23 protein-coding genes are annotated in these 24,912 nt (G+C 72.7%); 13 read left to right on the top strand and 10 right to left on the bottom strand.

Annotated features, from left to right (window positions below; translation table 11 throughout):
• Positions 1 to 93 precede the first annotated feature (93 nt).
• Positions 94 to 612, top strand: a complete 519-nt coding sequence (locus HW837_RS16430) for a DoxX family protein (RefSeq protein ID WP_193380809.1) — start codon at positions 94 to 96, stop codon at positions 610 to 612.
• A 59-nt stretch (positions 613 to 671) separates the two neighbouring features.
• Here the strand turns inward: HW837_RS16430 and HW837_RS16425 are convergent, their stop codons facing one another.
• Positions 672 to 1,211: an RNA-binding S4 domain-containing protein gene (locus HW837_RS16425; protein WP_045555214.1), complete on the bottom strand. Its 540-nt coding sequence runs from the start codon at positions 1,209 to 1,211 to the stop codon at positions 672 to 674.
• A 93-nt stretch (positions 1,212 to 1,304) separates the two neighbouring features.
• Between HW837_RS16425 and HW837_RS16420 the strand changes: the two genes are divergently transcribed.
• Together HW837_RS16420 and pip are read left to right on the top strand one after the other, a co-directional pair.
• Positions 1,305 to 2,030 carry a uracil-DNA glycosylase gene (locus HW837_RS16420; protein WP_193380842.1) on the top strand — a complete coding sequence of 242 codons (726 nt, stop codon included), beginning with the start codon at positions 1,305 to 1,307 and terminating at the stop codon, positions 2,028 to 2,030.
• A gap of 117 nt (positions 2,031 to 2,147) precedes the next feature.
• Positions 2,148 to 3,116 carry a prolyl aminopeptidase gene (gene pip, locus HW837_RS16415; RefSeq protein WP_045555213.1) on the top strand — a complete coding sequence of 323 codons (969 nt, stop codon included), beginning with the start codon at positions 2,148 to 2,150 and terminating at the stop codon, positions 3,114 to 3,116.
• Positions 3,117 to 3,227: 111 nt separating this feature from the next.
• Here pip and HW837_RS16410 read toward each other — a convergent pair whose 3' ends face one another.
• On the bottom strand, positions 3,228 to 3,977 hold the full coding sequence (locus HW837_RS16410) for a GntR family transcriptional regulator (RefSeq protein WP_193380810.1): 750 nt from the start codon (positions 3,975 to 3,977) through the stop codon (positions 3,228 to 3,230).
• A gap of 194 nt (positions 3,978 to 4,171) precedes the next feature.
• Here HW837_RS16410 and HW837_RS16405 point away from each other — a divergent pair, with 194 nt between their 5' ends.
• Together HW837_RS16405 and HW837_RS16400 are read left to right on the top strand one after the other, a co-directional pair.
• Positions 4,172 to 5,683: an NCS1 family nucleobase:cation symporter-1 gene (locus HW837_RS16405; protein ID WP_045555211.1), complete on the top strand. Its 1,512-nt coding sequence runs from the start codon at positions 4,172 to 4,174 to the stop codon at positions 5,681 to 5,683.
• Positions 5,684 to 5,685: 2 nt separating this feature from the next.
• Positions 5,686 to 6,432 (top strand): aspartate/glutamate racemase family protein, encoded by a 747-nt coding sequence (locus HW837_RS16400; RefSeq protein ID WP_193380811.1) that lies wholly within the window; start codon positions 5,686 to 5,688, stop codon positions 6,430 to 6,432.
• 129 nt (positions 6,433 to 6,561) lie between these two features.
• Here the strand turns inward: HW837_RS16400 and HW837_RS16395 are convergent, their stop codons facing one another.
• Complete coding sequence (locus HW837_RS16395) at positions 6,562 to 6,960, bottom strand: RidA family protein (RefSeq protein WP_045555210.1); 399 nt, start codon at positions 6,958 to 6,960, stop codon at positions 6,562 to 6,564.
• A 242-nt stretch (positions 6,961 to 7,202) separates the two neighbouring features.
• Here HW837_RS16395 and HW837_RS16390 point away from each other — a divergent pair, with 242 nt between their 5' ends.
• From HW837_RS16390 to HW837_RS16375, 4 genes are all read left to right on the top strand, one after another.
• Positions 7,203 to 7,934 (top strand): DUF7873 family protein, encoded by a 732-nt coding sequence (locus tag HW837_RS16390; protein WP_093788339.1) that lies wholly within the window; start codon positions 7,203 to 7,205, stop codon positions 7,932 to 7,934.
• A 577-nt stretch (positions 7,935 to 8,511) separates the two neighbouring features.
• Positions 8,512 to 10,494, top strand: a complete 1,983-nt coding sequence (locus tag HW837_RS16385) for an FUSC family protein (RefSeq protein WP_193380812.1) — start codon at positions 8,512 to 8,514, stop codon at positions 10,492 to 10,494.
• Between the two features lie 61 nt (positions 10,495 to 10,555).
• The gene (locus HW837_RS16380; RefSeq protein ID WP_193380813.1) at positions 10,556 to 11,965 is read left to right on the top strand and encodes an amidohydrolase; all 1,410 of its coding nucleotides are present in this window, start codon (positions 10,556 to 10,558) and stop codon (positions 11,963 to 11,965) included.
• 226 nt (positions 11,966 to 12,191) lie between these two features.
• A complete protein-coding gene (locus HW837_RS16375) occupies positions 12,192 to 12,377 on the top strand; it encodes a hypothetical protein (RefSeq protein ID WP_045555207.1) in 186 nt (61 codons plus the stop codon).
• A gap of 3 nt (positions 12,378 to 12,380) precedes the next feature.
• Here the strand turns inward: HW837_RS16375 and HW837_RS16370 are convergent, their stop codons facing one another.
• From HW837_RS16370 to HW837_RS16360, 3 genes are all read right to left on the bottom strand, one after another.
• A complete protein-coding gene (locus HW837_RS16370; protein WP_045555206.1) occupies positions 12,381 to 14,384 on the bottom strand; it encodes an ABC transporter ATP-binding protein in 2,004 nt (667 codons plus the stop codon).
• 290 nt (positions 14,385 to 14,674) lie between these two features.
• Positions 14,675 to 15,142 (bottom strand): hypothetical protein, encoded by a 468-nt coding sequence (locus HW837_RS16365; RefSeq protein ID WP_045555205.1) that lies wholly within the window; start codon positions 15,140 to 15,142, stop codon positions 14,675 to 14,677.
• On the bottom strand, positions 15,133 to 16,020 hold the full coding sequence (locus HW837_RS16360) for an ATP-binding protein (protein WP_193380814.1): 888 nt from the start codon (positions 16,018 to 16,020) through the stop codon (positions 15,133 to 15,135). Before HW837_RS16360 ends, HW837_RS16365 begins: the two co-directional genes overlap by 10 nt.
• Positions 16,021 to 16,306: 286 nt before the next feature.
• On the opposite strand from HW837_RS16360, the gene HW837_RS16355 reads away from it, so the two are divergent.
• From HW837_RS16355 to HW837_RS16345, 3 genes are all read left to right on the top strand, one after another.
• On the top strand, positions 16,307 to 17,167 hold the full coding sequence (locus HW837_RS16355) for a helix-turn-helix domain-containing protein (RefSeq protein ID WP_045555204.1): 861 nt from the start codon (positions 16,307 to 16,309) through the stop codon (positions 17,165 to 17,167).
• A gap of 9 nt (positions 17,168 to 17,176) precedes the next feature.
• The gene (locus tag HW837_RS16350; RefSeq protein ID WP_045555203.1) at positions 17,177 to 17,467 is read left to right on the top strand and encodes a DUF397 domain-containing protein; all 291 of its coding nucleotides are present in this window, start codon (positions 17,177 to 17,179) and stop codon (positions 17,465 to 17,467) included.
• A gap of 79 nt (positions 17,468 to 17,546) precedes the next feature.
• Entirely contained in the window at positions 17,547 to 18,362 is an 816-nt protein-coding gene (locus HW837_RS16345; RefSeq protein ID WP_045555202.1) for an SAM-dependent methyltransferase, read from the top strand.
• Positions 18,363 to 18,532: 170 nt separating this feature from the next.
• Here the strand turns inward: HW837_RS16345 and HW837_RS16340 are convergent, their stop codons facing one another.
• The 4 genes from HW837_RS16340 to pdxR form a co-directional block, all read right to left on the bottom strand.
• Entirely contained in the window at positions 18,533 to 19,261 is a 729-nt protein-coding gene (locus tag HW837_RS16340) for a phosphatase domain-containing putative toxin (protein WP_193380815.1), read from the bottom strand.
• Between the two features lie 140 nt (positions 19,262 to 19,401).
• Positions 19,402 to 20,292 carry a hypothetical protein gene (locus HW837_RS16335; RefSeq protein ID WP_045555200.1) on the bottom strand — a complete coding sequence of 297 codons (891 nt, stop codon included), beginning with the start codon at positions 20,290 to 20,292 and terminating at the stop codon, positions 19,402 to 19,404.
• The gene (locus HW837_RS16330; RefSeq protein WP_193380816.1) at positions 20,292 to 22,670 is read right to left on the bottom strand and encodes a PEP/pyruvate-binding domain-containing protein; all 2,379 of its coding nucleotides are present in this window, start codon (positions 22,668 to 22,670) and stop codon (positions 20,292 to 20,294) included. The genes HW837_RS16335 and HW837_RS16330 overlap by 1 nt, the downstream gene beginning before the upstream one ends.
• Positions 22,671 to 22,895: 225 nt before the next feature.
• Positions 22,896 to 24,308 (bottom strand): MocR-like pyridoxine biosynthesis transcription factor PdxR, encoded by a 1,413-nt coding sequence (pdxR, locus tag HW837_RS16325; protein WP_086787160.1) that lies wholly within the window; start codon positions 24,306 to 24,308, stop codon positions 22,896 to 22,898.
• 41 nt (positions 24,309 to 24,349) lie between these two features.
• On the opposite strand from pdxR, the gene HW837_RS16320 reads away from it, so the two are divergent.
• Positions 24,350 to 24,874, top strand: coding sequence for a carboxymuconolactone decarboxylase family protein (locus tag HW837_RS16320; RefSeq protein ID WP_045555197.1), 525 nt, complete (start codon positions 24,350 to 24,352; stop codon positions 24,872 to 24,874).
• Positions 24,875 to 24,912: the final 38 nt, after the last annotated feature.

Here is a 24,912-nt window from a genome sequence, read left to right as displayed (position 1 = left end):
CGTGAATTCCCGGCGCGCGGCGATGAGTTCGGGGGAGCGGCCCGGTCTACCTCCGTGACAGCGAACACGGAACCGCTTCACCCAGGAGACCCCATGTCCGAGACCACCGCTCCCGCCAGCCGCGTCGCCTCCACCGCCGCCCCCGCCTCCACCGCCGCCCTCGCCTCCACCGCCGTCCCGGGCCGCACCGCCGTCCCGGCCGCCCGTACGAAGGCCACCGCGCGCGGCAAGGGCGCCCGGATCTCGCTGCGCGCGCTGCAGATCGCGCTCGCACTGTTCTACGGGCTCGCGAGCGCGCTGCCCAAACTGATCGCACACCCGTCGGCCGTCGAGTCCTTCGACACGCTCGGCTGGGGCAGCGCGGGGATGTACACCATCGGCCTGCTCGAACTGGCGGGCGCCGTCGGGCTGTTGATCCCCGTGCTGGCCCCGGTCGCGGCGGTGTCGCTGAGCGCGCTGATGGTGGGCGCGTTCATCACGCAGATCACCGCCTTCGACGGGGAGTACGCGGCGACACCGCTCATCCTGATCGTTCCGCTCGCCCTGATCGCCTGGGTGCGACGGCACGACGCGGCCGGGCTGACGCGGCTCGTGCGCGGCTGCCGGGCGTGACCGTCGCGGTTGGGCAGCGCGACGAGCGACGGCGTCTCGGGGGCCGTCGACGGGAGGGATCAGGTGGGTCGGCGGTGCCGGTCGGCGTTCGCCGCCTCCGCCAGGCCCCGCAGACGCTCCATGTCCCGGCGGTCGCGCTTGGTGGGGCGGCCGGCGCCCCGGTCACGGATGCCGGCGGGGGCCACGGCCTCGCGGGGCGGGGGCGGCGGCGAGTTGTCGACGTAGCACTCGGCGGCGACGGGCGCGCCGACCCGCTTGCGGATCAGCCGCCGCACGATCACGACCCGCTCGTGGCCCCCGGCCTGGCGCAGCCGCACCTCGTCGCCGACGCGCACCGCGTACGCGGGCTTGACGCGCTCGCCGTTGACGCGGACGTGGCCGCCCCGGCAGGCGGTGGCGCCCATCGAACGGGTCTTGACCAGACGCACGGACCAGATCCAGCTGTCGACGCGCACGCTCTCGCCGCTCGCCGGACGGGCCGCCTGGGCGGACGCCGCCGCCGGTCCGTCGGTGCCACCGCTGGTCGCGGCCGGTCCGTCGGTGCCACCGGTCGTCGCGGCCGGATCGCCCGCCCGCTCCTGCGTACCTTCAGAGGCCATACCCCGACCTTAGCCCCCGCCCGGCCGCACGGGGCGGGCGATCACCGGACGTACCGTGGAGACATGGACGGCGGCAGCGGTGGTGGTGGCGACATGGGGGCCGACGGTGGAGACGGCGCCGAGGGCACCGGTCTCGCCGCGCTGGACTCGCGGATCACGGGGTGCCGGGCCTGTCCCCGGCTGGTCGAATGGCGGGAAGAGGTGGCGCGCACCCGGCGGGCCGCGTTCGCCGACCAGGAGTACTGGGGGCGGCCGGTGCCGGGCTTCGGGCCGCCCGACGCCGCGCTGCTGATCGTCGGCCTCGCGCCCGCCGCGCACGGGGCGAACCGGACGGGGCGGATGTTCACCGGCGACCGCTCGGGCGACGTGCTGTACGCGGCGCTGCACGATGTGGGCCTGGCCTCGCGTGCCACGGCGGTCGCCACGGACGACGGCCTGGAGCTGTACGGCGTACGGATCACCTCACCCGTGCACTGCGCGCCGCCCGCCAACAAGCCGACTCCCGAGGAGCGGAACACCTGCCGGCCCTGGCTGGTGCGGGAGTTGGAGCTGCTGCGGCCGACCCTGCGGGCCGTGGTCGTGCTCGGTGCCTTCGGCTGGCAGGCCGCGCTGCCCGCGCTCGCCGAGGCCGGCTGGGACGTGCCCCGGCCCCGGCCCGTCTTCGCCCACGGCACCCGGGTACCGCTCGACGGCCTCGACCTCTTCGGCTGCTTCCACGTCAGCCAGCGCAACACCTTCACCGGCCGCCTGACCCCGGAGATGCTGCGGGACGTCCTGTGTACGGCGGCGACCTCGGCGGGGCTGGCGGTCGCCCCGTAGCCGGCCGGGCGGCGGTGTAGCGGCCGGGCGGCGGTGTACCGGTCGGGCGGGCAGCGGCGTACCGGCCGGGCGGAAAACCGGCTGCAGGCCCTGTCGTACGGCGGTTAGGGTCGCGCAATGCCCCTCTACCCGGAGATCGAACCGTACGACCACGGCATGCTCGACGTCGGGGACGGCAACCGCGTGTACTGGGAGGTCTGCGGGAATCCGCGGGGCAGACCGGCGGTCGTGCTGCACGGCGGACCGGGCTCCCGGGCCAACGCCTGGTTCCCCAGGCTCTTCGACCCCGCGGCCTACCGGATCGTGCTGCTCGACCAGCGGGGCTGCGGGCGTTCGACGCCGCCGGCGAGCGCGTACGGGACCGACATGAGCGTCAACACGACGGATCGTCTGATCGCCGATCTGGAGCTGCTGCGGCGGCACCTCGGGATCGGGCGGTGGCTGGTGTGGGGCGTGTCGTGGGGGTCCGCGCTCGGCCTGCGGTACGCCCAGACGCATCCGGAGGCCGTGACAGAGCTGGTCCTCACCGGGGTCGCCACCGGGTCCGACGCCGAAGTCGCCCTGCTGACCAGGGGACTCGGACAGTTCTTCCCGGACGCGTTCGAACGGTTCCTGGCCGAACTGCCCGAGGACGAGCGGGACGGGAACCTGCCGGCCGCCTACAACCGGTTGCTCGAGTCGCCCGACGAAACCGTGCGGGCGCGGGCCGCGCGGGCCTGGACGGACTGGGAGACGGCCATCGCGGCGCAGCCGCCCCGCTCGGTGCCGCGCTACGAGGACCCGGTCTTCCGCTACGGCTTCGCCCGTACCGTCACCCACTACTGGGGCAACGGCCACTTCCTCGGCGGCGACGGCGACGGTGACGGTGTGGTCCTGCGCGACGCGCCGCTGCTCAAGGGCATCCCGGGCACCCTCGTCCAGGGCAGCCTCGACCCCGGCAACCTCCTCGGCATCGTCTGGCGCCTCCGCCACGCCTGGCCCGGCAGCGAGCTGGTCCTCGTCGACGACGTGGGCCACGACGCGGGCGCGCCGGACATGACGGAGGCACTGGTGGCGGCGACGGACCGCTACGCCGTCAACGGCTGAGCGGACCGGGCGCCGGACGACGCGGGCGCGGGCCGCCGGTTGTCCCGACGGTTGTCCACGTGGCGTCACGGCCGCTGATGTGCCGCAGCGGTGTTCAGGGTTCACCGGGGTTCACGCCCCGCCGGTTCGGCCGTCCTCCACGGTCCCGCCGCCGTCCCCGGTCCCGCGACCGTCCCCCGGTCCACTGTCCTCCCCGTTCTCGCCGAACAGGTGCCGCACGGTCGACCGGTAGTTGGTCCGGACGTGGGTGAGGGCGTGCGCGCGGGCGCGGTCGGGGTCGCCGGAGGCGATGGCCTCGTACAACTCCCGGTGTTCGGTGAGGAGTTGAGGCCACTCGGTGTTCTGGCGGGTCAGCCAGCGCAGTCGGCCGTCGACCGGTTCCATGACGGAGGCGAGCAGGCTGTTGCCGGCCATGGCGAGGACACGGTCGTGGAAGCGTGTGTTGATGTCGGTGATCGTCTCGGCGTCCCCGGCGCGGGTCGCCTCCGCCGCCCGGTCGAGCAGGGCCGACAGCTCGGCGAGGGACTCCGGGGTGGCGCGGGAGGCGGCGAGCCCGGCCGCGTACACCTCCAGCGCCTCGCGCAGTTCGAAGAGCTCCGCCACGTCCGCCGGGGTGAGCCGGCGCACGACCGTACGGCGCGGGGTCTCGAAGTGGACGAAGCCCTCGGCGACCAGCGCGCGGATCGCCTCGCGGACCGGGACCCGGGAGACCCCGAAGCGGTCGGCCAGCTCGCGCTCGACGAGCCGGTCGCCCGGGCGCAGACGTCCCGCGATGATGTCCTGCCGCAGGGTGCCGAGGACGCGCTCGCGCACCGCACCCAGGGGTTCGATCTTCGCTCCTTCCGGAGCCAGGGAGCTCATGGACCAATCTTCGCCGACGCGTGCGGTGTTTTACCTGGCGTTAACAACAGCGACATCGGTCAGAACGGTTGACGGGAGCACTATGAGCGCAGTTTGGTATACCAAACAATCCGTGGTGCTCCCCCGTTCCCCCACGCCGGTGCCGCACCCGTCCCCGCCACCTACGCTCGTCTCCTCTCGCTCCTGGAGGCCCCGTGTCCCTCGCCGACAGTGTCGAAGCCACCGGCACCACAGCGTTCGTCCCCGACCCCCGCCTCACCAACGAAGACCTCGCCCCCGCCGAGAAGCGGAACTGGAAGGTCTTCGACCTCTTCGCCCTGTGGATGTCCGACGTCCACAACCTCGGCAACTACACGTTCGCCGCGGGCCTGCTCGTCCTCGGCATGAACGTCTGGCAGGTGTTCACCTCGCTGCTCGTCGGCTTCGTGATCATCTACATCGGGATGAACTGGATGGGGAGGATCGGGCAGCGCCACGGTGTGCCCTTCCCCGTGGTCAGCCGCATCAGCTTCGGCGTCTGGGGCGCCAACATCCCGGCCCTCATCCGGGCCGTGATCGCCATCATGTGGTACGGAATCCAGACCTACCTCGCGTCCGTCGCGGTCAACGTCATGCTGCTGGCCGCCTGGCCGGGCCTGGAGTCCTGGACGCACAACTCCTTCCTCGGCCTGCACCAGCTCGGCTGGTGCACCTTCGTCGCCCTCTGGCTCATCCAGGCGCTGATCATCAGCCAGGGCATGGAGTCGGTCCGCAAGTTCCAGGACTTCTGCGGCCCGGCGATCTGGATCGTCATGATCGCGCTGGCCGTCTGGGTCCTCGCCAAGGCCGGCTGGACCATCTCCCTCACCTCCACCCCGAACCCGGTCTCCGTCGGCGAGCAGTGGCGGCAGTGGTTCGGCGCGATCGGGCTGGTCCTCGCCACCTACGGCACGCTGATGCTCAACTTCTGCGACTTCTCCCGCTTCGCCCCCGACTACCGGACGGTCAAGCGCGGGAACTTCTGGGGCCTGCCGATCAACTCGACCGCCTTCGTGGTCGTGTCGGTGATCGTCACGGCCGGCTCGCTGGAGGTGTTCGGCGAGGCCATCACCGACCCGGCCGAACTCGTCGCCAAGGTCGGCAACACCTGGGTGCTCGTCCTGGGCGCCCTGACCTTCGCCATCGCCACCATGGGCGTCAACATCGTCGCCAACTTCGTCTCACCGGCGTACGACCTCGCCAACGTCTGGCCGCAGAAGATCACCTTCAAGGTCGGCGGCATGATCAGCACGGTCGCGGCGCTGGTCGTGACCCCGTGGAACCTGTTCTCCAACCCCACCGTCGTCCAGTACTTCCTCGGCGGCCTGGGCGCCTTCCTCGGCCCGCTGTTCGGTGTGATCATGCTCGACTACTTCTGGGTCAAGCGCGGCCGCATCGACGTCGACGAACTCTTCAACGCCGAGCCCGGCTCCCGCTACTACTACCGCAAGGGCGTCAACCCCAAGGCGCTGTGGGCGTTCCTGCCCGCCGCCGCGGTCTCGGCGGTGCTCGCCCTCGTGACCACCTTCAGCGCGGTCGCCCCGTACTCCTGGTTCATCGGTACGGCGCTGGCCGCCGCACTGTACGCGGTGCTGTGCCGGGACGAGCGGGCCGCGGCGTCGGCCCCCTCCGCGACGGCTTCGCCCGAGACCTCCTCGTCCGCGTCGAGCCCCGCCGTGGAGGGCTGAGCGTGCGCATCGTCGTCACGAACTGCAACACGACGCAGGGAATGACCGAGGAGATCGTGCGAGGTGCCCGGGCCGCCGCAGGCCCGGGCACCACCGTGACCGGACTGACCCCCGCCTGGGGCCCCGAGTCCGCGGAGGGCTGGCTCGACAGCTACCTCTCCGCCGCCGCCGTCCTCGACACCCTGCGGACCTACGAGGAGCCGTACGACGCCGTCGTCATGGCCGGCTTCGGGGAGCACGGGCGCGAGGGGGCCCGGGAACTGCTGGACGTCCCCGCCGTCGACATCACCGAGGCCGCCGCCCACCTCGCCTGCCTGCTCGGACGGCGCTACGGGGTGGTGACCACGCTGGACCGCACCTGCGGGCAGATCGAGGACAGCCTGGAGGCCGCCGGTGTGGGCCGCAACTGCGCCGCGATCGTCGGCACCGGGCTCGGCGTCCTCGACCTCGCCGACACCGACCGCACCACCCGGGCCTTCCTCGCGGCCGGGCAGCGCGCCCGCGACGCCGGGGCCGAGGTACTGGTCCTGGGGTGCGCGGGGATGACCGGGCTGCAGCGGACCGTGGGGGAGAAGCTGGGGGTGCCCGTCGTCGACGGGGTGGGGGCGGCGGTGAAACTCGCCGAGTCGCTGGTCACGCTGGGACTGACCACCAGCCGCGCGGGGAGCTACGCGAAGCCGCTGCCGAAGAGGAGGACCTGGGGCAACGGGGACGGGGACGGGGACGGGGACGGGGGCGGGGCGCGGTAGAGGGCTCGCAGGGCCGCGACCCCCGCAGCCCTCGCGGCCCCTACGGTTCCCATGGCCCTCGCGGCCCCTGCGGCCCCTGCGGTTCTTGCGGCCCCTAGAACCCTCGCGATTCTTGGCGGACCTCCGCTGCTACGGGACCACCGCCGTCGCCGTGATCTCCACCAGCTGGCCCGTGTAGCCGAGGCAGGCCACGCCGAGGAGGGTCGAGGAGTGGGGGCCGATGCTCAGGCCGGACGCCTCGACGACGTTCCAGACGGCGGAGAGGACGGCCGGCTCGCTGCTCACGACATACACGTCGGTGTAGGCGACGTGCTCGAAGTCGCTGCCCACCGCCCGCAGTTGCTCCCCGAGGTTGACCAGCACCTGCTCGGCCTGCCGCACCGGATCACCCTCCCCGACCAGCTTCCCGTCGGCATCCAGCGGGACGGAACCGGCGAGGAAGGCGAGCCTGGCCCCGGCCTCGACGACGGACGCGTGCGCGTAGACGGGCGGCGAGAAGAGGCTGGGGGCGTTGGTGCGCCGGATCATCACTGCTCCCGGTGGAGGGCGGGGAAGAACGAGGGGGGACAACCTGTCGATCATCCGCGTTCCGCTCTACCCTCCGCATCCGATTTATGGCTGCGGGAGGGAGGAGGAGTGCCGGCGGAGGGGCGGGGTGCCGGCGGAGGGGCGGGCCCGCCGGCATTCCGCCCGATTTCCCATCCCGGTCCGAGCAGCCCCTCGAAATAATCCTTCGGAGTGAGGGGAGTTCCGCTGTTAACGTCATCCGCGTGGCGAAACTCAATCAGATCATCGCAGTGGAGAAGGGCGTCAAGGCCAAGTCCCAGCAGGACCTGACGGCCGCTCATCACGGGCTGCAGAAGCCGGCGTTGCTGGCCGGAATCGCGCGTACCTATCAGCCGAAGGACGAGGAGGGCGAGCAGTTGCCGCCCGAGTCGACCCGGGTGCAGGTGCGGGCGGAGGACGTGTTGCGGGAGACGGCCGGCGTTCTCACGCGACTGTTCGACGTGACCGCCACCAAGGACTGGGCCAACTGCACGGCGCGGGCGGATGTGAAGGTCGAGGGCCGGGTGCTCGTCGCCGATGTGCCCGTGGCCTATCTGCTCTTCCTGGAGAAGCAGCTCGGCGAGATCAACGCCCTGGTGCGGAAGCTGCCCGTGCTCGACGCCTCCGAGGCGTGGGCGCAGGATCCGTCCACCGACGCCTGGAAGACCGAGGCGGTGCGGACGGTGCGGACCAAGAAGGTCCCGCGCAACCATGTGAAGGCCGAGGCGACCGACAAGCACCCCGCCCAGGTGGAGGTGTACTACGAGGACATTCCGGTCGGCTACTGGACGACCGTGAAGTTCTCCGGAGCCCTGCCCGCCCGCCGTGTGAACGAGATCCTCGGCCGCGTCGAGAAGCTTCAGCAGGCCGTGAAGTTCGCGCGGGAGGAAGCGAACGGCGTGGAGGTCGTCGACCAGCGGGTCGGTGACGCTGTATTCGGCTACCTGTTCGGATAGTTCGGGTAGCCTCATGAACTCCCCGGTCGGCCTGTGAGCCGGGCGGGGTGCGCGAGGAGCGCAAGCTGAAGCTGAGGCTTGTCGTGACGGAGCGGTCCGTACCCGCCAAGGAATTCAGGGACGGGCCGTGATCAATCTCAGACTATTGCTCCAGACTCAGTATTCGCCGCCGATCGCCGTAACGACCGGACTCGGGCCCCGGACGTCGAAATGCTGGTTCAAGTCCAGCCCGCGCAGCTCGATGCGTGGTGGTCCAAAGGCAGGACGCGGCGACATGATGACTGACCTGAGTTCTCAACCGTGACGGCGTGCCAGAAGGCGGCATACCAGGGCCCGGGGGCCGGCTACGCCCCCGGGTCCACCTCCATTGCGTTCATAAAGAACATGGCCTCTACAGAGATCGTCACGTCGCGGTAATACGAGCGTCCCATATTCTCCAGTTCCGAGACCTACGGTGGAACGCACAGCACACGCACCCCACTCACGACGCTCAAGCTCACGCGCACGCCCACCGCCCACGCCCCGGCCACCGTCGCCCGAAGGCACACCCCCGCCCTCACCCGACGACAGGAGCCCCGTGTCCCGCCGCGCCGTCCTCGCCCTGCCGCCCTGGCTCGCCCATGCTCTGCGTGCGCAGCGGGGGCCGGTGCCCTGGAACGCGGTGCTGCGGGGGGCGTTGGCCGGGGGACCGTTGCTGCTGGTCGCCGTGGTGTCGGGACGCCCCTCCGTCGGGGTCCTCGCCGCACTCGGCGCCATGCTCGCCGGAATCAACGACCGCCCCGGCAGCCGGCGCGTCTCCGTGCAGCGCCTCGGCGTGCCCGCGCTCGCCGGAGCCGTGGGGCTCCTCGTGGGGACGTACGCCGGACAGTACGCCGGAGCCGTCGTCCTCACCCTGCTGCTCACCGCGCTCGGACTGCTCGCCGGCGCGATGAGCGCGGTGGGGCCCGTGGCCTCCGGAGCGGGCACCCAACTGCTGGTCGCCGCCGCCATCGGCGCCGGGATGCCGCTGCCCGAACCGGGATGGCAGCGGGCGCTCGCCTACCTCGCCGGCGCCGGATGGCTGCTCGCGCTGCGCCTCGCGCTGCCCACCCCCGCGGTCCTCACCGCCGGCGACTACCGCTTCGACGGCGAACGGGACGCCGTCGCCGCCGTGTACGACGCGATCGCGGCGCTGCTGGACGCCGTCGGCACCCCCGACGCCATCGCCCGGCGGGCCGCGCTGACCGCCGCCCTCGACCACGCCCAGGACGCCCTCGCCGGGCCTCGGCTGCGGCGCTGGGCCAGCTCGTCGGCGGAGCGGCGCCTGCACGCCCAGTACACCGCCGCGCTCCCACTCGCCGAGGCGGCGACCGCGCTGGCCTGGGCCGGGGACGCCGTCGTCGGCCGCGCGTCCGAGGGGCTACGGCGGCTCGCCGCGGCCGTACGCGGCAACACCGGCACCGGCCCGCTGCCCGCGCCCGCGCGCTCCGCGCCCGCGCTGCGCGCCCTCGACGACGCGCTCCTGCGCGCCGCCGAGGCCTTCGACCGGGGCGGCGACCCGTCCGACCTGCACACCCGCCGCCGTACCCTCGGCTCGCTCGTCCGGCTCGGCCTCGGCTCCGGCGGGCGCGAGTACGGGCTGCGGGTCGCCCTGTCCTTCGGTGCCGCGGCGGCCGTGGCGCAGGCGCTGCACCACCAGCACTGGTACTGGCTGCCCGCCACCGCCGTCTTCCTGGTCAAGCCCGACCTCGGGCCGCTCGTGTCCCGGGTGCTGTGCCGGGCGGCCGGGACCGTGCTGGGCGCCGTGCTCTTCGCCGGGTTCGCCGCCGTGCTGCCCCGGCCGGAGGGGCTGATCGCGCTGGTCGCGGTCAGCGGGGCGCTGATCCCCGTCGCCACACGGCACTTCGCCGCCCAGACCGCGGTCGTCACCGTGCTGGTGCTCGCCCTCGTCATGGTCGGCGGAGACCCGCAGGCATCCTGGAGCCGTATCGCCGAGACCCTGCTGGCCTGCGCCATCGTCCTGATCGTCGGTCACCTGCCGATGCCCAGGGGGCAGCGCGGCGGGGGCGTACGCGCCCGGCTCACGGAAGCGGGCACAGCGGCGCACGCCTATCTCGCGCACGTCCTGCGCGAGGCGCGCACACCGGGCGCCTTCCCGGAAGCGGGCGGAGTGCCCCCGTCGAGCGGCGCGTCCACGCCTTACGGGGTCACCGTCTCCGTCGGGGCCGCCGTACCGGGCGAGGCCGACGAACGGGCCGCCCGCTGGACCCTGCGCCGCGAGGCCTACCGCTCGCTCGCCGCCGCCCGCGCCGCGATCGCCCTCTCCGGAGCCGAACTGCCCGCCCTGGCCCGGCACACCGAGGGCACCGACGAGATCGCCGCCCTGCTCGAACGGCTGGTCGACACCACCACCGCCTGCGCCGTGCACCTCGACGACACGGGACGGCTCGGCCGCCACCACACCGAGCGGCTCACCGCACTCCTGGACGAACTCGCCCGCCACCGCAGGCACACCGACATCAGCCTCCCGGCCCCACCGGACACGGCCGACCTCCTGCCGAGGCCGGGCCTGACGGCGTGACGGCGCCACCGGATGTCCGAGTCACCCCCTCCCGAGCGTGCCCCGGTCGTACCGTGACGACATGACGCCGCCTCCGCCGCATGCGCCGCCTTCACTCCCTTCCCCCGTGCCCCCGTCGCCCGCCGATCTCGTCATCACCGGCTGCACCGCCCTCGTCCACGACGAGCACGAGGGGATCGCGTTCCTGGAGGACGCCGCGATCGTCGTACGGGAGGGGGTGATCGCCGGCATCGGACCGGCGGAGGAGACGGCCCCCGTGCCCACCGCGGAACGGATCGACGCGCGGGGCCAGATCGCCATGCCGGGGCTCGTCAACTGCCATACGCACGCGCCCATGGTGGCGCTGCGCGGTATCGCGGAGGACATGCCGGCACAGGAGTGGTTCAACGACGTCATCTGGCCCGTCGAGTCCAACCTGACGGCGCGGGACGTCGAGCTGGGGGCCCGGCTGGCGTGCGCGGAGATGATCCGCGGCGGGGTGACCTGCTTCGCCGACCACTACTTCGCGATGGACACCGTCGCCGCCGTGGTCGAGGAGACCGGACTGCGGGCCCATCTGGGCCAGGCCTTCTTCTCCTCGCAGGGGCCCGAAGGCCGCGAGAAGTCCCTGGAGTTCGCGCTGCGGCACCGGGGCGCGGCCGGCGGGCGCATCACCACCGCCCTCGCTCCGCACGCCCCCTACACCGTCGACGACGCCGACCTCGCCGCGACCGCCGCACTCGCCCGCGACCACGGCCTCCCGGTGCACCTGCACGCCGCGGAGAGCCGCGACCAGACCGACAACAGCCTGGCCCGGCACGGTGTCACCCCCGTCGAGGTCCTGGAACGCACCGGACTGCTAGGCCTCCCCGCGGGCGTCCTCATCGCGCACGGCACCGGGATCGTCGAGCGCGACCTGCCGGTCCTGGAGCGGGCGACGGGACCGGTGGCCGTCGCGAGCGCACCCCGCGGCTATCTCAAGTTCGCCTGGCCCACGACCCCGGTCCGCGCCCTGCGCCGCCTCGGGATCCCCGTCGGGCTCGCCACGGACGGGGCCGCCTCCAACAACTCGCTCGACGTGTGGGAGGCCATGGCCCTCACCGCGCTGGTGCAGAAGTCCACCGAGGGCGACCCGCGCTGGCTGACCTCCCGCCAGGCCCTGCACCACGCCACGCTCCAGAGCGCCCGGGCCGTGGGACTGGGGGATGCCGTCGGCAGCCTCGCCCCCGGCCGGCGTGCCGACATCGTCCTGGTCGACCTCGGCGGCCCGCACACCCAGCCCGTGCACGACCTCGCCGCCACCCTCGTGCACAGCGCCCGCTCCGCCGACGTGACCACCACGATCGTCGACGGCCGCGTCCTCATGCGTGACCGTGAGCTGCTCACCGTCGACGTGCGGGCGACGGTGCGGGAGATGACCGGCCGCCTGGCCGCGCTCACCGACCGCGGCCACGGCGGCCGGATCCAGGACTACGACAAGCCGCCCGAATAGCCGACGCGTCCCGCCCGAGTGACAAATAGTGCAAGTGTGGGCACCCGGTGTCACCGGAATGTGTGGTTTCTGAGAGGTGTCTCACGATCCTTCGTTGACCTCGTGTCAACTACGTCTCAGTACCGTCACTTCGCGAGCCGTTCACCCCATGGTTGGCGTTTAAATCTACGAGCTGACTAGCCGCGGGCTACGGGCTCGCGGGTGCAGCGCGACATGGAGGTGCAGGGTGAACGGGCGAACGGTGCTGGGGCGCTTTCCCGCCGGTGGGCCGCGCGGCTCGTGGCCGGCGGAGGAGTTGGCGCACGCGGCGCGCCTCGAGGGGCAGCAGGCCGAGGTCGTGATGGACATCGCGACGGACATGTTCCTGGTCATCGTGCGCGGCGCCGAGACCGCCGCGACCGCGTCGGCCTGACCGTCACCCCGCCTTCGGCGCGGGAAGCCTCGCGGCGGCCGTCTGCTCGGCGGGCATGTCGGCCCTGGCCGTCTGCTCGGCAGGCGCCCGCACCGCGAACTGCTCCGCCTGGAGCGAGTACAGCTCGGCGTAGACCCCGCCGGTGGCAAGCAGCTCGTCCGGGGTGCCGGACTCCACCAGGCGCCCCTGGTCCAGGACGTGCACCAGGTCGGCGTGGCGGACCGAGGCCAGCCGGTGGGTGATCAGGACGACCGTCTGCCCGGTGCCCGCCAGCGCGCGGATCTTCTCGAAGACCTCCAGCTCGGCACGCGCGTCCAGGGCGGCGGTCGGCTCGTCCACGATGAGGATGTGCCCGCGCCGGTACGCGGCCCGCGCGATGCCCAGGCGCTGCCACTGCCCGCCCGACAGCTCGTGCCCGCCGCTGAACCCCTTGCCCAGGAGCGTGTCGAGGCCGCGCGGCAGATCGTCCATCACGTCCTGCGCCCCGGCCTCCGCGACGGACGCGGCGAGCCGCTCCTGCGTCATCGGGGCCGACGGGCGGCCGATCGCCATGTTCACGCGGGCGGTGAAGGGCCACCGCTTGAAGTCCTGCGCGACCATCGCGATGCGCTCGGCGAGCTGCCGCCGGTCGGCGCCCGCCGCGTCCACACCGTCCCACATGATCTTGCCCTGGTCCGGGGCGTACAGCCCGGCGAGCAGCTTGACCAGGGTCGTCTTGCCCGAGCCGTTCTCCCCGACGAGGGCCACGATCTTGCCGATCGGCACGGTCAGGGTGACGTCCTTGAGCGCGGGCCGGCCGGCCTTGCCCGGGTAGGCGAAGGTCACGTTCTCCACCCGGATCTCCCGCGGGTCTTCGGGCAGCGGGTCACCGCCCTCCGGGATCGCGCGCCTCGCGGCCTCGACGTAGAGCCGCTGCATGTCGCCCACGAAGAGGGCCTCCTCGTGCAGCGAGTTCACCTCCAGGACCAGCGTGTCGAGGCTCGCTGAGCCGGTGCGGATCGCGATCACCGCCGTACCCGCGACGGACAGCGCCATGGCACCGCCGAGCAGCAGACCGCCCAGCGTCGCGTACGTCGCCACGGTGGCCAGCCCGGTCCAGAGGGCCGCGTACAGGCCCGTACGGGCCGCCAGCCGGGCCAGCCGGGCCTGCTCGGCCTCCGCGGTCTCCGACATCGACCGGTAGTGGCGCAGCAGGAAGGGGCCGACGCCGTGCACCCGGATCTCCGGGGCCGCCTCCGGCTCGATCAGCAGCGAGCCGATCAGATAGCCCGCCCGGGCGTGCTGCACCCAGGCGTGGAACGACGTGTAGCGGCGGCGGGCGATCGTCAGGGAGCTCCAGGCGCTCGGCAGGGTCATCGTGACCAGCAGCGGCAGCAGGGCCGGGTGCAGCACGGTCAGCACACCGGCCGCCGCGATCAGCGAGATCAGCGCGTTGACCACCCGCGCCGAGTAGCTGATCATCCGGCGGGCCGACTGGGCGCCGTACTTCGCGGTGTCCAGCAGCTTGTGGAAGCCGTCGTCCTCGATCGCGGACAGCTCCACGGCCGCCGCCCGCTCCAGGTACAGCTCGGTCGCGACCCGCTCCACCTTCGGTTCCAGCCGGCCCGTGGCGTACGTCGACGCGGCCCGCAGCAGCGTCGCCACCAGCATGACGGCGGCGATGGTGACGAGCGCGGGGACCGCTTCCCGCAGCCGCTCCTCGACCGTGCCGTCGGCCATCAGCCGGGCCAGGATCATGTTCACCGCGAGCAGGCTCACCGCCTGGGCGAGGCCGCGGCCCGTCTCGGCGGCCAGCACGGTCCGGGCGGCCCGCCGGTCCGCCTGCCAGGCCAGCCGGAAGCTCGACGCGAGCAGCGACGGCAGCCGACGCACCATCGCGCGGAAGTTCAGCTCCAGAAAGGCGTTGGCGTGCTGCGACCAGCCCATGTCGTACCGCAGCGGCCCCCCGAAGAGCAGCGTCTCCGACTCGGATGTCTCCGGCTTGCCCCCGTCACGTGCCTTCCCCACTCACGGCCTCCCCCGAGTCGTCGCAGACGGCCACTATCCCGGTGCCCTCCGCTCCCGACCAGGGCGCACGACGGTGCCACCACGACCCACCCGGAGCACAAGGGGCGCGCGGGGAAGCGCCTTCGGGATCCCCCTGAAGGGCCGCAGGCCCGTCAGGGGCGCGGGGAACTGCGCGGCCGGCCCCCACAACCGGGCAGCCGCACATGAGACGGATCCCACCTGAACCGAACGCGCACAGGGGCGCAGCCCCTACCGGGAACGGCCCAACCGGCGGAGCCCTGCGCGGAGCCCTACGCGGTCATCCGCGACCACGTGGGCGTCGTCCCCGTCACCCGGCACAGCGCCAGATACAGCGGTATCGGCGGCGTATAGGGAATCGTCCCCTCGGGCCTGAGGATGAGCCCGGGAGCGGCCGCACCGTCGGAGACGAGCGCGCCGGTGGTGTAGCGCACCGGCGACGGCCACTCCAGCGCGTAGTCGGAGTCGGACGGCACGATCCACCACCAGTGCGCCCGGTCGGCGTAGACACAGCCCACCCGGGGCAGCCGGGGCAGGACCATCGGCCCGAAGCGCGCGGGGACGGCGACGGCGTCGCATCCCATGGGCGCGGTCATGCCCTCGGGCAGGGGAATGGGGCGGGGCGGCGCGGCGGAACGCTGGGCGCGGCGCAGTCGGGTCAGGGTGTCGAGGCTCACCACGCGGGCCACTCTGCCCCCACCAGGGGGCCGAGGGGGACCGATCGACGCGCTCACACCCATTCGGCCCCCGTCCGCCGGCCGACCTGCGGCCGGACTCCGACTTCCGTACGACATTCGAAACCCGTGCGGTACCCGGCATCGGCACCGGCGCGGCGGCCGTCGACGCCCTTGAGGCTCTCGACGTTCGTGAGGCCCTGGACGTTCGTGAGGCCCTGGACGCCGGCGAGGCTCTCGACAGTCGCGAGGCCCGGGACGCTCGTGCGGCCTTGGACGCTCGTGAGGCGGAAGGCCTCCACCTCACCGTCCCGGTCCTCCGACGGCGGCTTCTTCGCACCCCAGCCCAGATCGGACCGGGCCGCCGTGTCCGTACCCCGGCCCGTACCCAGGGTGAGGTCGGCGACCGTCTCGGGCGCGTCGGCCGCGACGGTCTGCGGCGGGATCGCCGGGGCCGTGGAGGCGAGGAGTCCGCGCGGCACGTCCGCCCACACCAGGAGGCCCAGACCGACCGGCTGCGCCCCCCAGGATCGGCAGAGGGACTCTATGAGGAGCAGTCCCCGGCCGTGTTCCTCCTCGGGCCGCTGCGGTGAGGGCTGCGGCTCGCCGGGAGCACAGCCCTCGTCCCGTACCGCTATCCGCACCAGGTCGTCGACGTCATGCAGCTCGCAGACGATCTGGGTGCTCGCGGTGTGCACGATCGCGTTGGTCACCAGCTCGGACACGACCAGGGCGGCCGTGTCGCAGGTGTCCTCGCACAGGGCCCAGCCGGTGAGCTGGTCACGGGTCACGCGCCGGGCCTGGGCCACGGCACCCGGGTGCGCGGCCAGCTCGAACCGGAACCGGCGCTCGGTGACTGTCTCGGGGCGCGCCCCGGCGGCCGTCCCGGGACCGACACGGTCACCGGCGGCGTCTGTTCCTAACGGCGCAGGGGGCGGAATCACGCTTGCCACTATCGCCCCGCCGTGAACACTTGGCAAGTGTCACTCTGAAAATTGCAGAGTGCCGTATGACTCTCTGAACGGTCGTGGCACACTGCACGCAACAGCACGTGTAGCGGCGCCAGTTGGAAATCCCTCGCACAACGTTCGTATGCACGCACAGTGTTCGTATGTGTACACGGACAAGCGCGGCGAGTGAGGCCTCCGAACGGCGCCGCAAGGCTGTCGGCACCGGGACGGGCCGCACATCGACGCAGGTCAGCGCAGGGTCACAGGGAAGAGGGGCGAGATGAGCGAGCCGCGGTCCGCGCCGACGGTCGGGCAGGTCGTGCTCGGCCGGCGTCTGCTGGACCTGCGCGAGCGCGCGGGCATCAGACGCGAGGACGCCGCACGTGTCCTGCACGTCACCGCCGCCACGGTCCGCCGTATGGAGACCGCCGAGGTCGCCCTCAAGATTCCCTATCTCCAGCTCCTGCTGAAGGAGTACGGAGTCGGCGACGAGGAGGCGGAGACCTTCGTCCGGCTCGCCGAGGAGGCCAACAAACCCGGCTGGTGGCAGCGCTACCACGACATCCTGCCGGGCTGGTTCTCCATGTACGTCAGCCTGGAGGGCGCGGCCTCCCTGATCCGCGGCTACGACCCCCACTTCGTCCCCGGCCTGCTGCAGACCGAGGACTACGCGCGTTCCGTCATGACCTCGGGCGCCATCGGCCAGACCAAGCCCGAGGACATAGAGCGCCATGTCGACCTGCGCATGCAACGACAGGAACTGCTCACCCGGGAGGGGGCGCCCTGGTTGTGGTTCGTGATGGACGAGACCGCCCTGCGCCGCCCCGTCGGCGGACCGGCGGTCATGCGCGCCCAGATCGACCGACTGCTGGAGGCGATGGAGCTGTCCCATGTGACGCTGCAGGTCGCCACGTTCGACACAGGACCGCACCCCGGTACGTACGGGCCGTTCGTCCTGTTCCGTTTCGCCATGCCGGAGCTTCCGGACATGGTCTACAGCGAGTACCTGACCGGCGCCGTCTACCTGGACGACCGCTCAGAGGTGGCGACCCACCTCGAGGTCATGGACCGCATGGCGGCGCAGGCCGCCACGGCACAACGCACGAAGGGGATCCTCTGGGATCTCCGCGAGGAGCTCTGAAGACACCGAATGGAACTCATCAAGTCGCAGTCGCAGTCCCAGGCGCGCACACGCACGCAGTCGCACCTGCGCGTCTACAACGGCATGCCCGCGCGGGAGTTGGGCAGCGAGGGCTGGCACAAGCCCTGGAGCGGAGGCAACGGAGGGAACTGCCTGGAGGCCATGAAGCTCGCCGACGGCCGGATCGCCGTACGGCAGTCCACCGACCCCGACGGGCCGGCGCTGATCTACACACCCGACGAGATGAACGCCTTCATCCAGGGCGCCAAGGCGGGGGTGGCCGACTTCCTGCTCTCCTGAGGCCTGTTGCGCCCTCCCTGTTGCTCAGCCGGTACCCCTATGTTGGCCCTGAATTGATCACTTACTGCTGCGGAATTTTATGGAGTACGTCATGAACGGGCGTCCCCCCGTCGAGATCGACACGAGCAGACCCCATCCCGCACGGATGTACGACTGGTACCTCGGTGGCAAGGACAACTACCCCGTCGACGAGGCCATGGGCCGGCAGATGCTGGCCCTCGACCCCCGCGTGCCGGTGATGGCTCAGGTCAACCGTGCCTTCATGCACCGCTCCACCCGCTGGCTCGCTGAGCATGGCGTCCGTCAGTTCCTCGACATCGGCACCGGGATCCCGACCGAGCCGAACCTGCACCAGATCGCCCAGCGGGTCGCCCCCGACACGAGCGTCGTCTACTGCGACAACGATCCGATCGTGCTGGCCCACGCGGCGGCCCTGCTGCGTGGTACGCCGGAGGGGCGCACCGAGTATCTGCAGGCCGACGTGCGCGACCCGCACGCCGTCGTCGAGGGCGCCAAGAAGGTCCTGGACTTCGACCGGCCCGTGGCGCTCTCGCTGATCGCGCTGCTGCACTTCGTCTCCGACGAGGACGGCGCGCACGCCCTGGTCCAGCGGTTGATGTCCGAGCTGCCCTCCGGGAGCTACCTGGTCGTCACCCACGCCACCGCCGACTTCACGCCGGAGGAGTCGAAGGCGGCGACGGAGAAGCTCAGGGCCGCGGGCGTCACCCTGGCCCTGCGCTCCCGCGAGGAGTTCACCCGCTTCTTCGACGGCCTCGAAATGGTCGACCCCGGCGTCGAGGTGCCCCACCACTGGCACCCCGAACTCGGCGACCCGGTCCCCGGCCAGGACGACGGGGTCATCCCGGGGTACGGGGCGGTGGCACGCAAGCCGTAGCGCCCGCGTCGAGGACCCGCACACCGACGACTGCGCGGCGCGGGCCAGGAGGCCCGCGCCGCGCAGTCGTCTTCCGTGGTGTGCGCCCACAGGCGTCTATGGCCGCCTTCAGCCAGCCGCCGTCAGCCGCCGTCAGCCGCCTTGAGTCGCATTGAGTCGACTTCAGTCGCCTACAGGTACGACCAGATCCGGCGCGGCGCGTCGACGACGCGGCTCACCGCGACCACCGGCAGCGGCGGCTGCGCGGTCTCCCGCTCGCGCTCCAGCATCAGCCCGTAGTAGATCTGCTCGATCGACGGCGGCCCGACCGACAGGTTGCGCCAGACCGCGCCGGGCGAGTCCTCCTGCCCGGTCTTCACCAGGTAGGCCGCGGCCATCGTCCCCGTACGGCCGACGCCGGCGCCGCAGTGCACGAACACCGGCCCGGAGCTCTCGGAGACGGTGTCCAGCAGGCGACGCACCTGTTCGGGCGTCGGGGTCTGCCCGTCACGCATCGGCACCCGTACGACGTCGAGGCCCGCCTCGCGCGGCAGGGCGAGCTGGGCGGCGCTCAGCTTCTCGGCGCGCAGGTCGACGACCGTGGTGAAACCGAGGTCGGCGAGCGCGCGGTAACCGGCGGGGGAGGGGGCGGCGCCGCGCCACAGCTCGCCGTCCGTGCCGACGGGCTGGAAGTTGTGGATGCCCTTCACCGAGTGCGTCCCCGCGGGCACCGAGGTGGTCTCACGGGCCATGTACGACATGGCCAGGATGCCGAGGGAACCCGTGGCCCACAGGGCGAGGTAGCCCAGCAGCACACCGATCAACACGCGCACCACCTTGCGGCGCAGCGAGAGGGGGCGGGCGGAGGGGGCGGGGCGCTGATCCGGGTGTACGGGCGGAGGGGTGAGGGCGACAGACATGGATGACCCGGGGGTTGGGGACGGGGGGTCTGTCCGGCATCGTAGCCTGCCCGAGATAAGTGTTCTGTCTGATTGTGTGCAACTTCACGCTGTTTATGGCACTTGCGGTGATCTTGTTCGATCGCTTGACCTGCGCAGTCTCACTGCTCGTCCGCGTCGCCGATGCCGACCACCGTGAGATGGGCGCGGTCCACGTCGGCGTCCTCCAGGCAGCCCCGCAACCGCAGACGGTCGTGATCGGTCAGGGACGGGCGGACGACGCCTGCGAACAGTCCGTCGCCCAGTTCGCCGAGTGTGGTCCGCCGCAACGGCACGGACGTGGAGTTCCGGCACCGCTCCCAGGCCTGCGACGCGGCCATGGACTGCCGCTCGGCGTTCGTCGGCACACCCCGCATGTCCACCTTGACCAGCACGGACGTCGCCTCGGCCCCGTTCCGCTCGTCCTTCCTGGTCTGGGTGAGGTCGGCGAGCCCGACCACCAGCGAGACCAACAGGCCGACCCCGACGCCCACGGTGACCAAGCGCGCCGCCCGCCCCCGACGCCGGCCGATCCCGGGCGGAGCAGTGTCCTCCAGATCGGCGTCCGGCGCCGGATCGGGCGAGGTGAGCACCGCCAGCCGCCCGGCGAGGTGACGCTCCGCCGCCGGCCGCGCCGTGACCGACGCGATCCGCTGCACCAGCCACGCGATCCCCGACAGCACCACACCGGTGATCAACAGCACCGGGACGAAGACATACGTACGACTCGCCGGATCCTCCAGCCAGCGGAACCGGTCGCCGCGCTCCCGCGTGTGCGTCTGCCGGAGCCGGGCCAGCGCGTCCTGCTGCCGCCGGTCGCTCTCCCGGATCCGCTCCTCGATCCGCGCCAGCCGCCCCAGCAGCACCAGCCCGAGCAACAGCACCCCGACGATCAGGAGCAGCACCCCGCTGAGGATGGCCCGCTGCCACTGCCACCGGTAGAGATAGACGACGAAGTAGACGCCCGCGCCGAGCGCGGCCGCGCCCCCGAAGAGGTAGGCGAGGCGTCTCATCACGAACCCTCCGCCCGTACGTCGCCACAGCCGCCGTCGACCGTCAAACGGGTGCCCGGCGGGAAGCGGCGCACGGCGTCGTCGACGCCCACCACCGTCGGCACACCGAACTCCCGGGCCAGTACCGCGAGATGGGACAACGGGCTGCCCGTCTGCGCCACCAGCCCCGTGAGGTGCGGCAGCAGCGGTGCCAGCGCCGGATCGAGCGTCCGGACCACCAGCACGGCCTCCGGCGGCCCGGTCCCCACGCCGTCCCACACCGTGCCGAAACCGCGGCCTCCGGACACGCCCCGGCCTCCGTCCCCACCCCCCGCACCGGACGGCCCGGTGGGGCGTTCGGCGACGACCACACCGCCCTCCGCGAGCCGGAACCGGTCCGGCAGCGGCGCGGACACCGCCCGGGGCAGCCGTTCCTCGAAGTCCCCCGGCAGCCCACCGGTCTCCAGCGCGGTCACGAACTCCTTCCAGCGCAGCAGCCCCACTCGCCGTGCCTCACCCAGCACACCCCGCACGAGCAACCTGCGCGCCGCCTCCCGCACAAGCCTGACCTGCAGCTCCTGCACCCAACGGATCCGCAGACGCAGGGCTTCGCGTGGCGGGAGGGCGCCGGGGGAGAGGGGGGTGCGGAGGGGGGAGGTCGCGGTTGCCCTGGCGGCTGTGGGCGTGGTCGTCGTGGTGGCGGACGCGACGGTGGTCGTCGTGGCGGCGGTCGCGGAGGCCCCGTTGTGGTGGACGGGCTCGGGCGGCGGCAGGCGCAGCTCGCCCCACAGGCTGGGAGCGGTCAGGGCGAGGACCACGGGCTCGGCGGCCACCACCTGGTGGTCCGACAGGCGCCGGTCCCGGTACCTCGACTCGGTGAGCGTGGCGAGCGCGGTCCCCGCCGCCGTGACGTGGGCCTCCGGGAGGAGAGCACCCGCCAGGGCCTCCTGCGCGTGCAGGGAGACCAGGACGGAACGCGTCCAGCGCAGGGTCGAGATCAGCTCGACGGTCGGCAGCTCACCGGTCGGCGGGGTCTCGACCAGCCGCCGGTCGACATCGGCCACCAGGTCCGTCGCCAGGCCCGCCAGCGTCGAGGTCAGCCGCCCCACCCGCCAGGCGGCACCCAGCCGCCGGGCACCGGGCGCCGGGTCGAGCCACGCCAGCGCGGGGTGCCGCGGCGGGACGGCGCCCAGCAGCCGCAGGTCCGCCGCGGCCCGCCCGCCGACCGCCGTGACCACCGGCGCCGACCGCAGCCGCCGCCGTGACGCGCTCCCGCCGAGGTCGAGCGCGCAGGCGAGCCCCCGGTCCATCGGCGCCACCCACAGATCCTCCTCCAGTGGCTCCAACTGCCCCGGGAGGGTCTCCGCCACCGGCCCGGGACCGAGCAGCCGGGCGCCACGCGGTGGACGGGGCCCCATCGCCGTGATCGGTCGGCTCTGGAGCAACCACAGCCGCCCGTCCTCGTCGAAGGCGAACTCGATGTCCTGGGGCCCGCCGAACACCCGCGCGGCCCGCCGCGCGAGCCGCGCCAGACGACGCGCCTCGGCCCCGGTGAGCAACGCCCCACCGCCGACCGCCGACGGGGCACCGGCCGCCTGCGATCCACCCGCTCCGGAGGATTCCGCTCCGGAGGATTCCGCTACGGAGGGACCCTCTCCGACGGCTTCTGCTCCGGCAGATCCTTCTCCGGCAGATCCCGCTTCGGAGGATCCCGCTTCGGGCGATTCCGTCCGCAGCAGCCGCCCCCACCTGCTCAACCAGTGGCTCGTCCCCGGCCGCTCCCCGCTCACCAACGTGTCGGGCCCGCCCCGCACCACGCTGACCAGCATCCGGTCGGTCCGCCCGGCCACGGGGTCCGCGCCGAACAGCACACCCCCGGTCCGGGCCCTGAGCATCGGCTGGACGAGCACGGCCATGGGCGCGGTGTCACCGTCCGGCTGCCGCGCCGAGCCGAGCACCGTGCGCACCGCCGCCCGGAACTCCTCCCACCCCCGCACGTCGAGCACCGAGTCGAACCGTCCCGCCAGAGAAGACTCCTCCGTGTCCTCCTGCGGCGAGGAGGACCGTACGACCAGGGACCGCGAACCGTTCCGGGACAGCTCGGCCCAGGCACGCGACAGATCCCGCGGGTCACCGGGCTCCCGCCGCTCGTCACCCGCGTCACTCGCGTCACCCGCATCCCGAAGGTCGTACGGGATCACGAACCCGGGTAGCACGGGCAGCCCGGCGCGGGCCGCTCGCGCGAGGTGGGCCGCCTTGGAACCGGTGAGGAGGGGGAGCGAGGCCGCCGGCTGGTGCAGGGGGACGACGTGGGAACCCGGTGTGCGGCCGCTCCGGGGCGGAGCCCCGCCGTGCGCACCTTCTCCGTGTTCTCCGTGACGTTCGTCGAGCGTCGTCATCGAGCACCCTCCCGGACCGACCGTCAACAGGGGGGACGCGAGGGAGGGGCCCTACGCCTGACGACGGAACGAAGGATGGGGGCAGGCCACCACCGAATTGTGGGGTGCCCGCGGCGACAGCGGTGACGTACCTCCTGACCTCAATGTTCCCACCGCCCCGCTTTTCCTGTCGACCGGGAACGCTCCCTCCCCGACCGTCCAGGACTCACCCCCATTAACGGCCGCTCACTCGGGCGGGAGCACCCCGCACAACGCCTCCACCGCCGCCCCGTACGCGTGCTCCGGCGGCGTCGCGTACCCCACGACCAGCCCGTCCGGGGCGTCCCCCCGAGCCTCGGGATGCCGGAACGCCGACAGCCCGTCCAGCGCGACACCCCGCCAGGCCGCCGCCTTCACCGCGGACCGCTCGGTACCGGGCGGCAACCGCAGCACGGCGTGCAGGCCGGCGGCGATCCCGGTGACCTCGATGTGCGGCGCGTGCGCGGCCAGGGCCGCGACCAGGCGGTCACGACGCGCCCGGTAGCGCTGCCGCATGCGCCGCACATGACGGTCGTACGCCCCTGACACCATGAAGTCCGCCAGCGCCAGCTGATCCGGCACGCTCGCCCAGGCCTCCCGCTCGCCCTTGGCCTCCAGCACGGCGTCCACGAACCGCTCCGGCAGCACCATCCACCCCAGCCGCAGCGCGGGCGACAGGCTCTTGCTGACCGAGCCGAGGTGGACGACCCGGTCGGGGTCCAGACCCTGCACGGCCCCGACGGGCTTACGGTCGTAACGGAACTCCCCGTCGTAGTCGTCCTCCAGGACCAGCCCGCCACGCGCGCGGGCCCAGTCCACCACTGCGGCCCGCCGCTCGGGGTGCAGCGGCCCGCCGGTGGGGAACTGATGTGCGGGCGTGAGCAGCACCGCCCTCTCGCGGTCCAGCCCGTCCACCCGGGCACCGTCCTCGTCCAGTGCCAGCGGAACGGTCCGCACGGAGGCCGCCGCCAGCAGCTCCCGATGGAAGCCCAGGCCGTACGACTCCACGGCCAGCGGCCCCCGCAGCACCCGGTCGTGGAACAGCAGCCGCAACGCGTGCGCGAAACCGGAGCAGACCACGATGCGCGAGGGCTCGGTCCGCACGCCCCGCGCACGTGCCAGGTACTCGGCGAGCGCCTCCCGCAGCTCCACCCGGCCCGCCGGATCACCCGGCCCGAACGCCTCGTTGGGCGCCCGCGTCAGCGCCCTGCGGTACGACGCCGCCCAGGCCGTCCGCGGGAACGCCGACGCGTCCGGTGTGCCCTGCCGCAGATCGTGCCGCGGCCCACGCGCGCGTGGCGGCGCCCTCCGAGGTCCGCGCGCGGTGCCGCCCAGGGGTTCGACCCGCTCCGCGACCCGCGTCCCCGACCCCTGCCGGGCCGTCAGCCAGCCCTCCGCGACCAGCTCCGCGTACGCGTCGGCGACCGTGTTGCGCGCGACGCCCAGGTCCGCGGCGAGCGAGCGGTACGGGGGCAGCCGGGTCCCGGGCGCCAGCCGGCCGCCCCGCACCGCGTCCCGCAACGCCCGGATCAGCGCCGCCCGACGCCCGCCCCCACCGGACAGTTCGAGATGCAGATCGGCCCCGATCGACCCCGCCGAATTGACCCACGAATCTGCCATGGAAATGCACCCTATGACAGGTCTTTCCGCCTCATAGATTCATGGTCATGACGACGAACACGGCAACAGCAAAGAAGAACGTGAGCGCCACCGTGACGGCGAACCCGGCGGAAGCCGCCGTCCCCCGTCTCGACTTCGCGAAGTCGGCGCGGAACGCCTTCCGCGCCCTCATCGGCTTCGACGCGGCGGCCCGCGAGGGCATCGACCCGGCCCTGGTCGAACTGATCCAGATCCGCGCCTCCCACCTCAACCACTGCGCCTACTGCCTCCACATGCACACCAACGACGCCCGCAAGGCCGGCGAGAGCGAGGACCGGCTGCACATGATCCCGGTCTGGCGCGAGGCCCGGCACTTCTTCACCGCCCGTGAACAGGCCGCGCTCGCCCTCACCGAAGCGGTCACCCTCGTCTCCGACGGCGGGGTCCCCGACGCCGTGTACGCCGAAGCCGCCGCCCACTTCGACGACACCGAACTGGCCCACGTCCTGGCCCTGATCCTCACCATCAACACGTGGAACCGCATCGCCCTGGCCACCGCGAAACAAGCCGGCACGGACAGCCGATAGTCCCCCCGGTCGGCCGGCCGTCGGTCCGTCGGTCCGTC

The sequence above is a fragment of the Streptomyces caniscabiei genome (assembly GCF_014930365.1).
Classification (GTDB): Bacteria; Actinomycetota; Actinomycetes; order Streptomycetales; family Streptomycetaceae; genus Streptomyces; species Streptomyces caniscabiei.
Note: the sequence above shows the minus strand (reverse complement) of the source record. Positions and strands in the feature narration are given on the sequence as shown.

Bases quoted from the DNA above. Each gene is read 5' to 3' on its own strand.
- HW837_RS16430 (WP_193380809.1), top strand. From the start codon at position 94: ATGTCCGAGACCACCGCTCCCGCCAGCCGCGTCGCCTCCACCGCCGCC.
- HW837_RS16425 (WP_045555214.1), bottom strand. From the start codon at position 1,211: ATGGCCTCTGAAGGTACGCAGGAGCGGGCGGGCGATCCGGCCGCGACG.
- HW837_RS16420 (WP_193380842.1), top strand. From the start codon at position 1,305: ATGGGGGCCGACGGTGGAGACGGCGCCGAGGGCACCGGTCTCGCCGCG.
- pip (WP_045555213.1), top strand. From the start codon at position 2,148: ATGCCCCTCTACCCGGAGATCGAACCGTACGACCACGGCATGCTCGAC.
- HW837_RS16410 (WP_193380810.1), bottom strand. From the start codon at position 3,977: ATGAGCTCCCTGGCTCCGGAAGGAGCGAAGATCGAACCCCTGGGTGCG.
- HW837_RS16395 (WP_045555210.1), bottom strand. From the start codon at position 6,960: ATGATCCGGCGCACCAACGCCCCCAGCCTCTTCTCGCCGCCCGTCTAC.
- HW837_RS16380 (WP_193380813.1), top strand. From the start codon at position 10,556: ATGACGCCGCCTCCGCCGCATGCGCCGCCTTCACTCCCTTCCCCCGTG.
- HW837_RS16365 (WP_045555205.1), bottom strand. From the start codon at position 15,142: ATGGGTGTGAGCGCGTCGATCGGTCCCCCTCGGCCCCCTGGTGGGGGC.
- HW837_RS16355 (WP_045555204.1), top strand. From the start codon at position 16,307: ATGAGCGAGCCGCGGTCCGCGCCGACGGTCGGGCAGGTCGTGCTCGGC.
- HW837_RS16350 (WP_045555203.1), top strand. From the start codon at position 17,177: ATGGAACTCATCAAGTCGCAGTCGCAGTCCCAGGCGCGCACACGCACG.
- HW837_RS16345 (WP_045555202.1), top strand. From the start codon at position 17,547: ATGGAGTACGTCATGAACGGGCGTCCCCCCGTCGAGATCGACACGAGC.
- HW837_RS16340 (WP_193380815.1), bottom strand. From the start codon at position 19,261: ATGTCTGTCGCCCTCACCCCTCCGCCCGTACACCCGGATCAGCGCCCC.
- HW837_RS16335 (WP_045555200.1), bottom strand. From the start codon at position 20,292: ATGAGACGCCTCGCCTACCTCTTCGGGGGCGCGGCCGCGCTCGGCGCG.
- HW837_RS16330 (WP_193380816.1), bottom strand. From the start codon at position 22,670: ATGACGACGCTCGACGAACGTCACGGAGAACACGGAGAAGGTGCGCAC.
- pdxR (WP_086787160.1), bottom strand. From the start codon at position 24,308: ATGGCAGATTCGTGGGTCAATTCGGCGGGGTCGATCGGGGCCGATCTG.
- HW837_RS16320 (WP_045555197.1), top strand. From the start codon at position 24,350: ATGGTCATGACGACGAACACGGCAACAGCAAAGAAGAACGTGAGCGCC.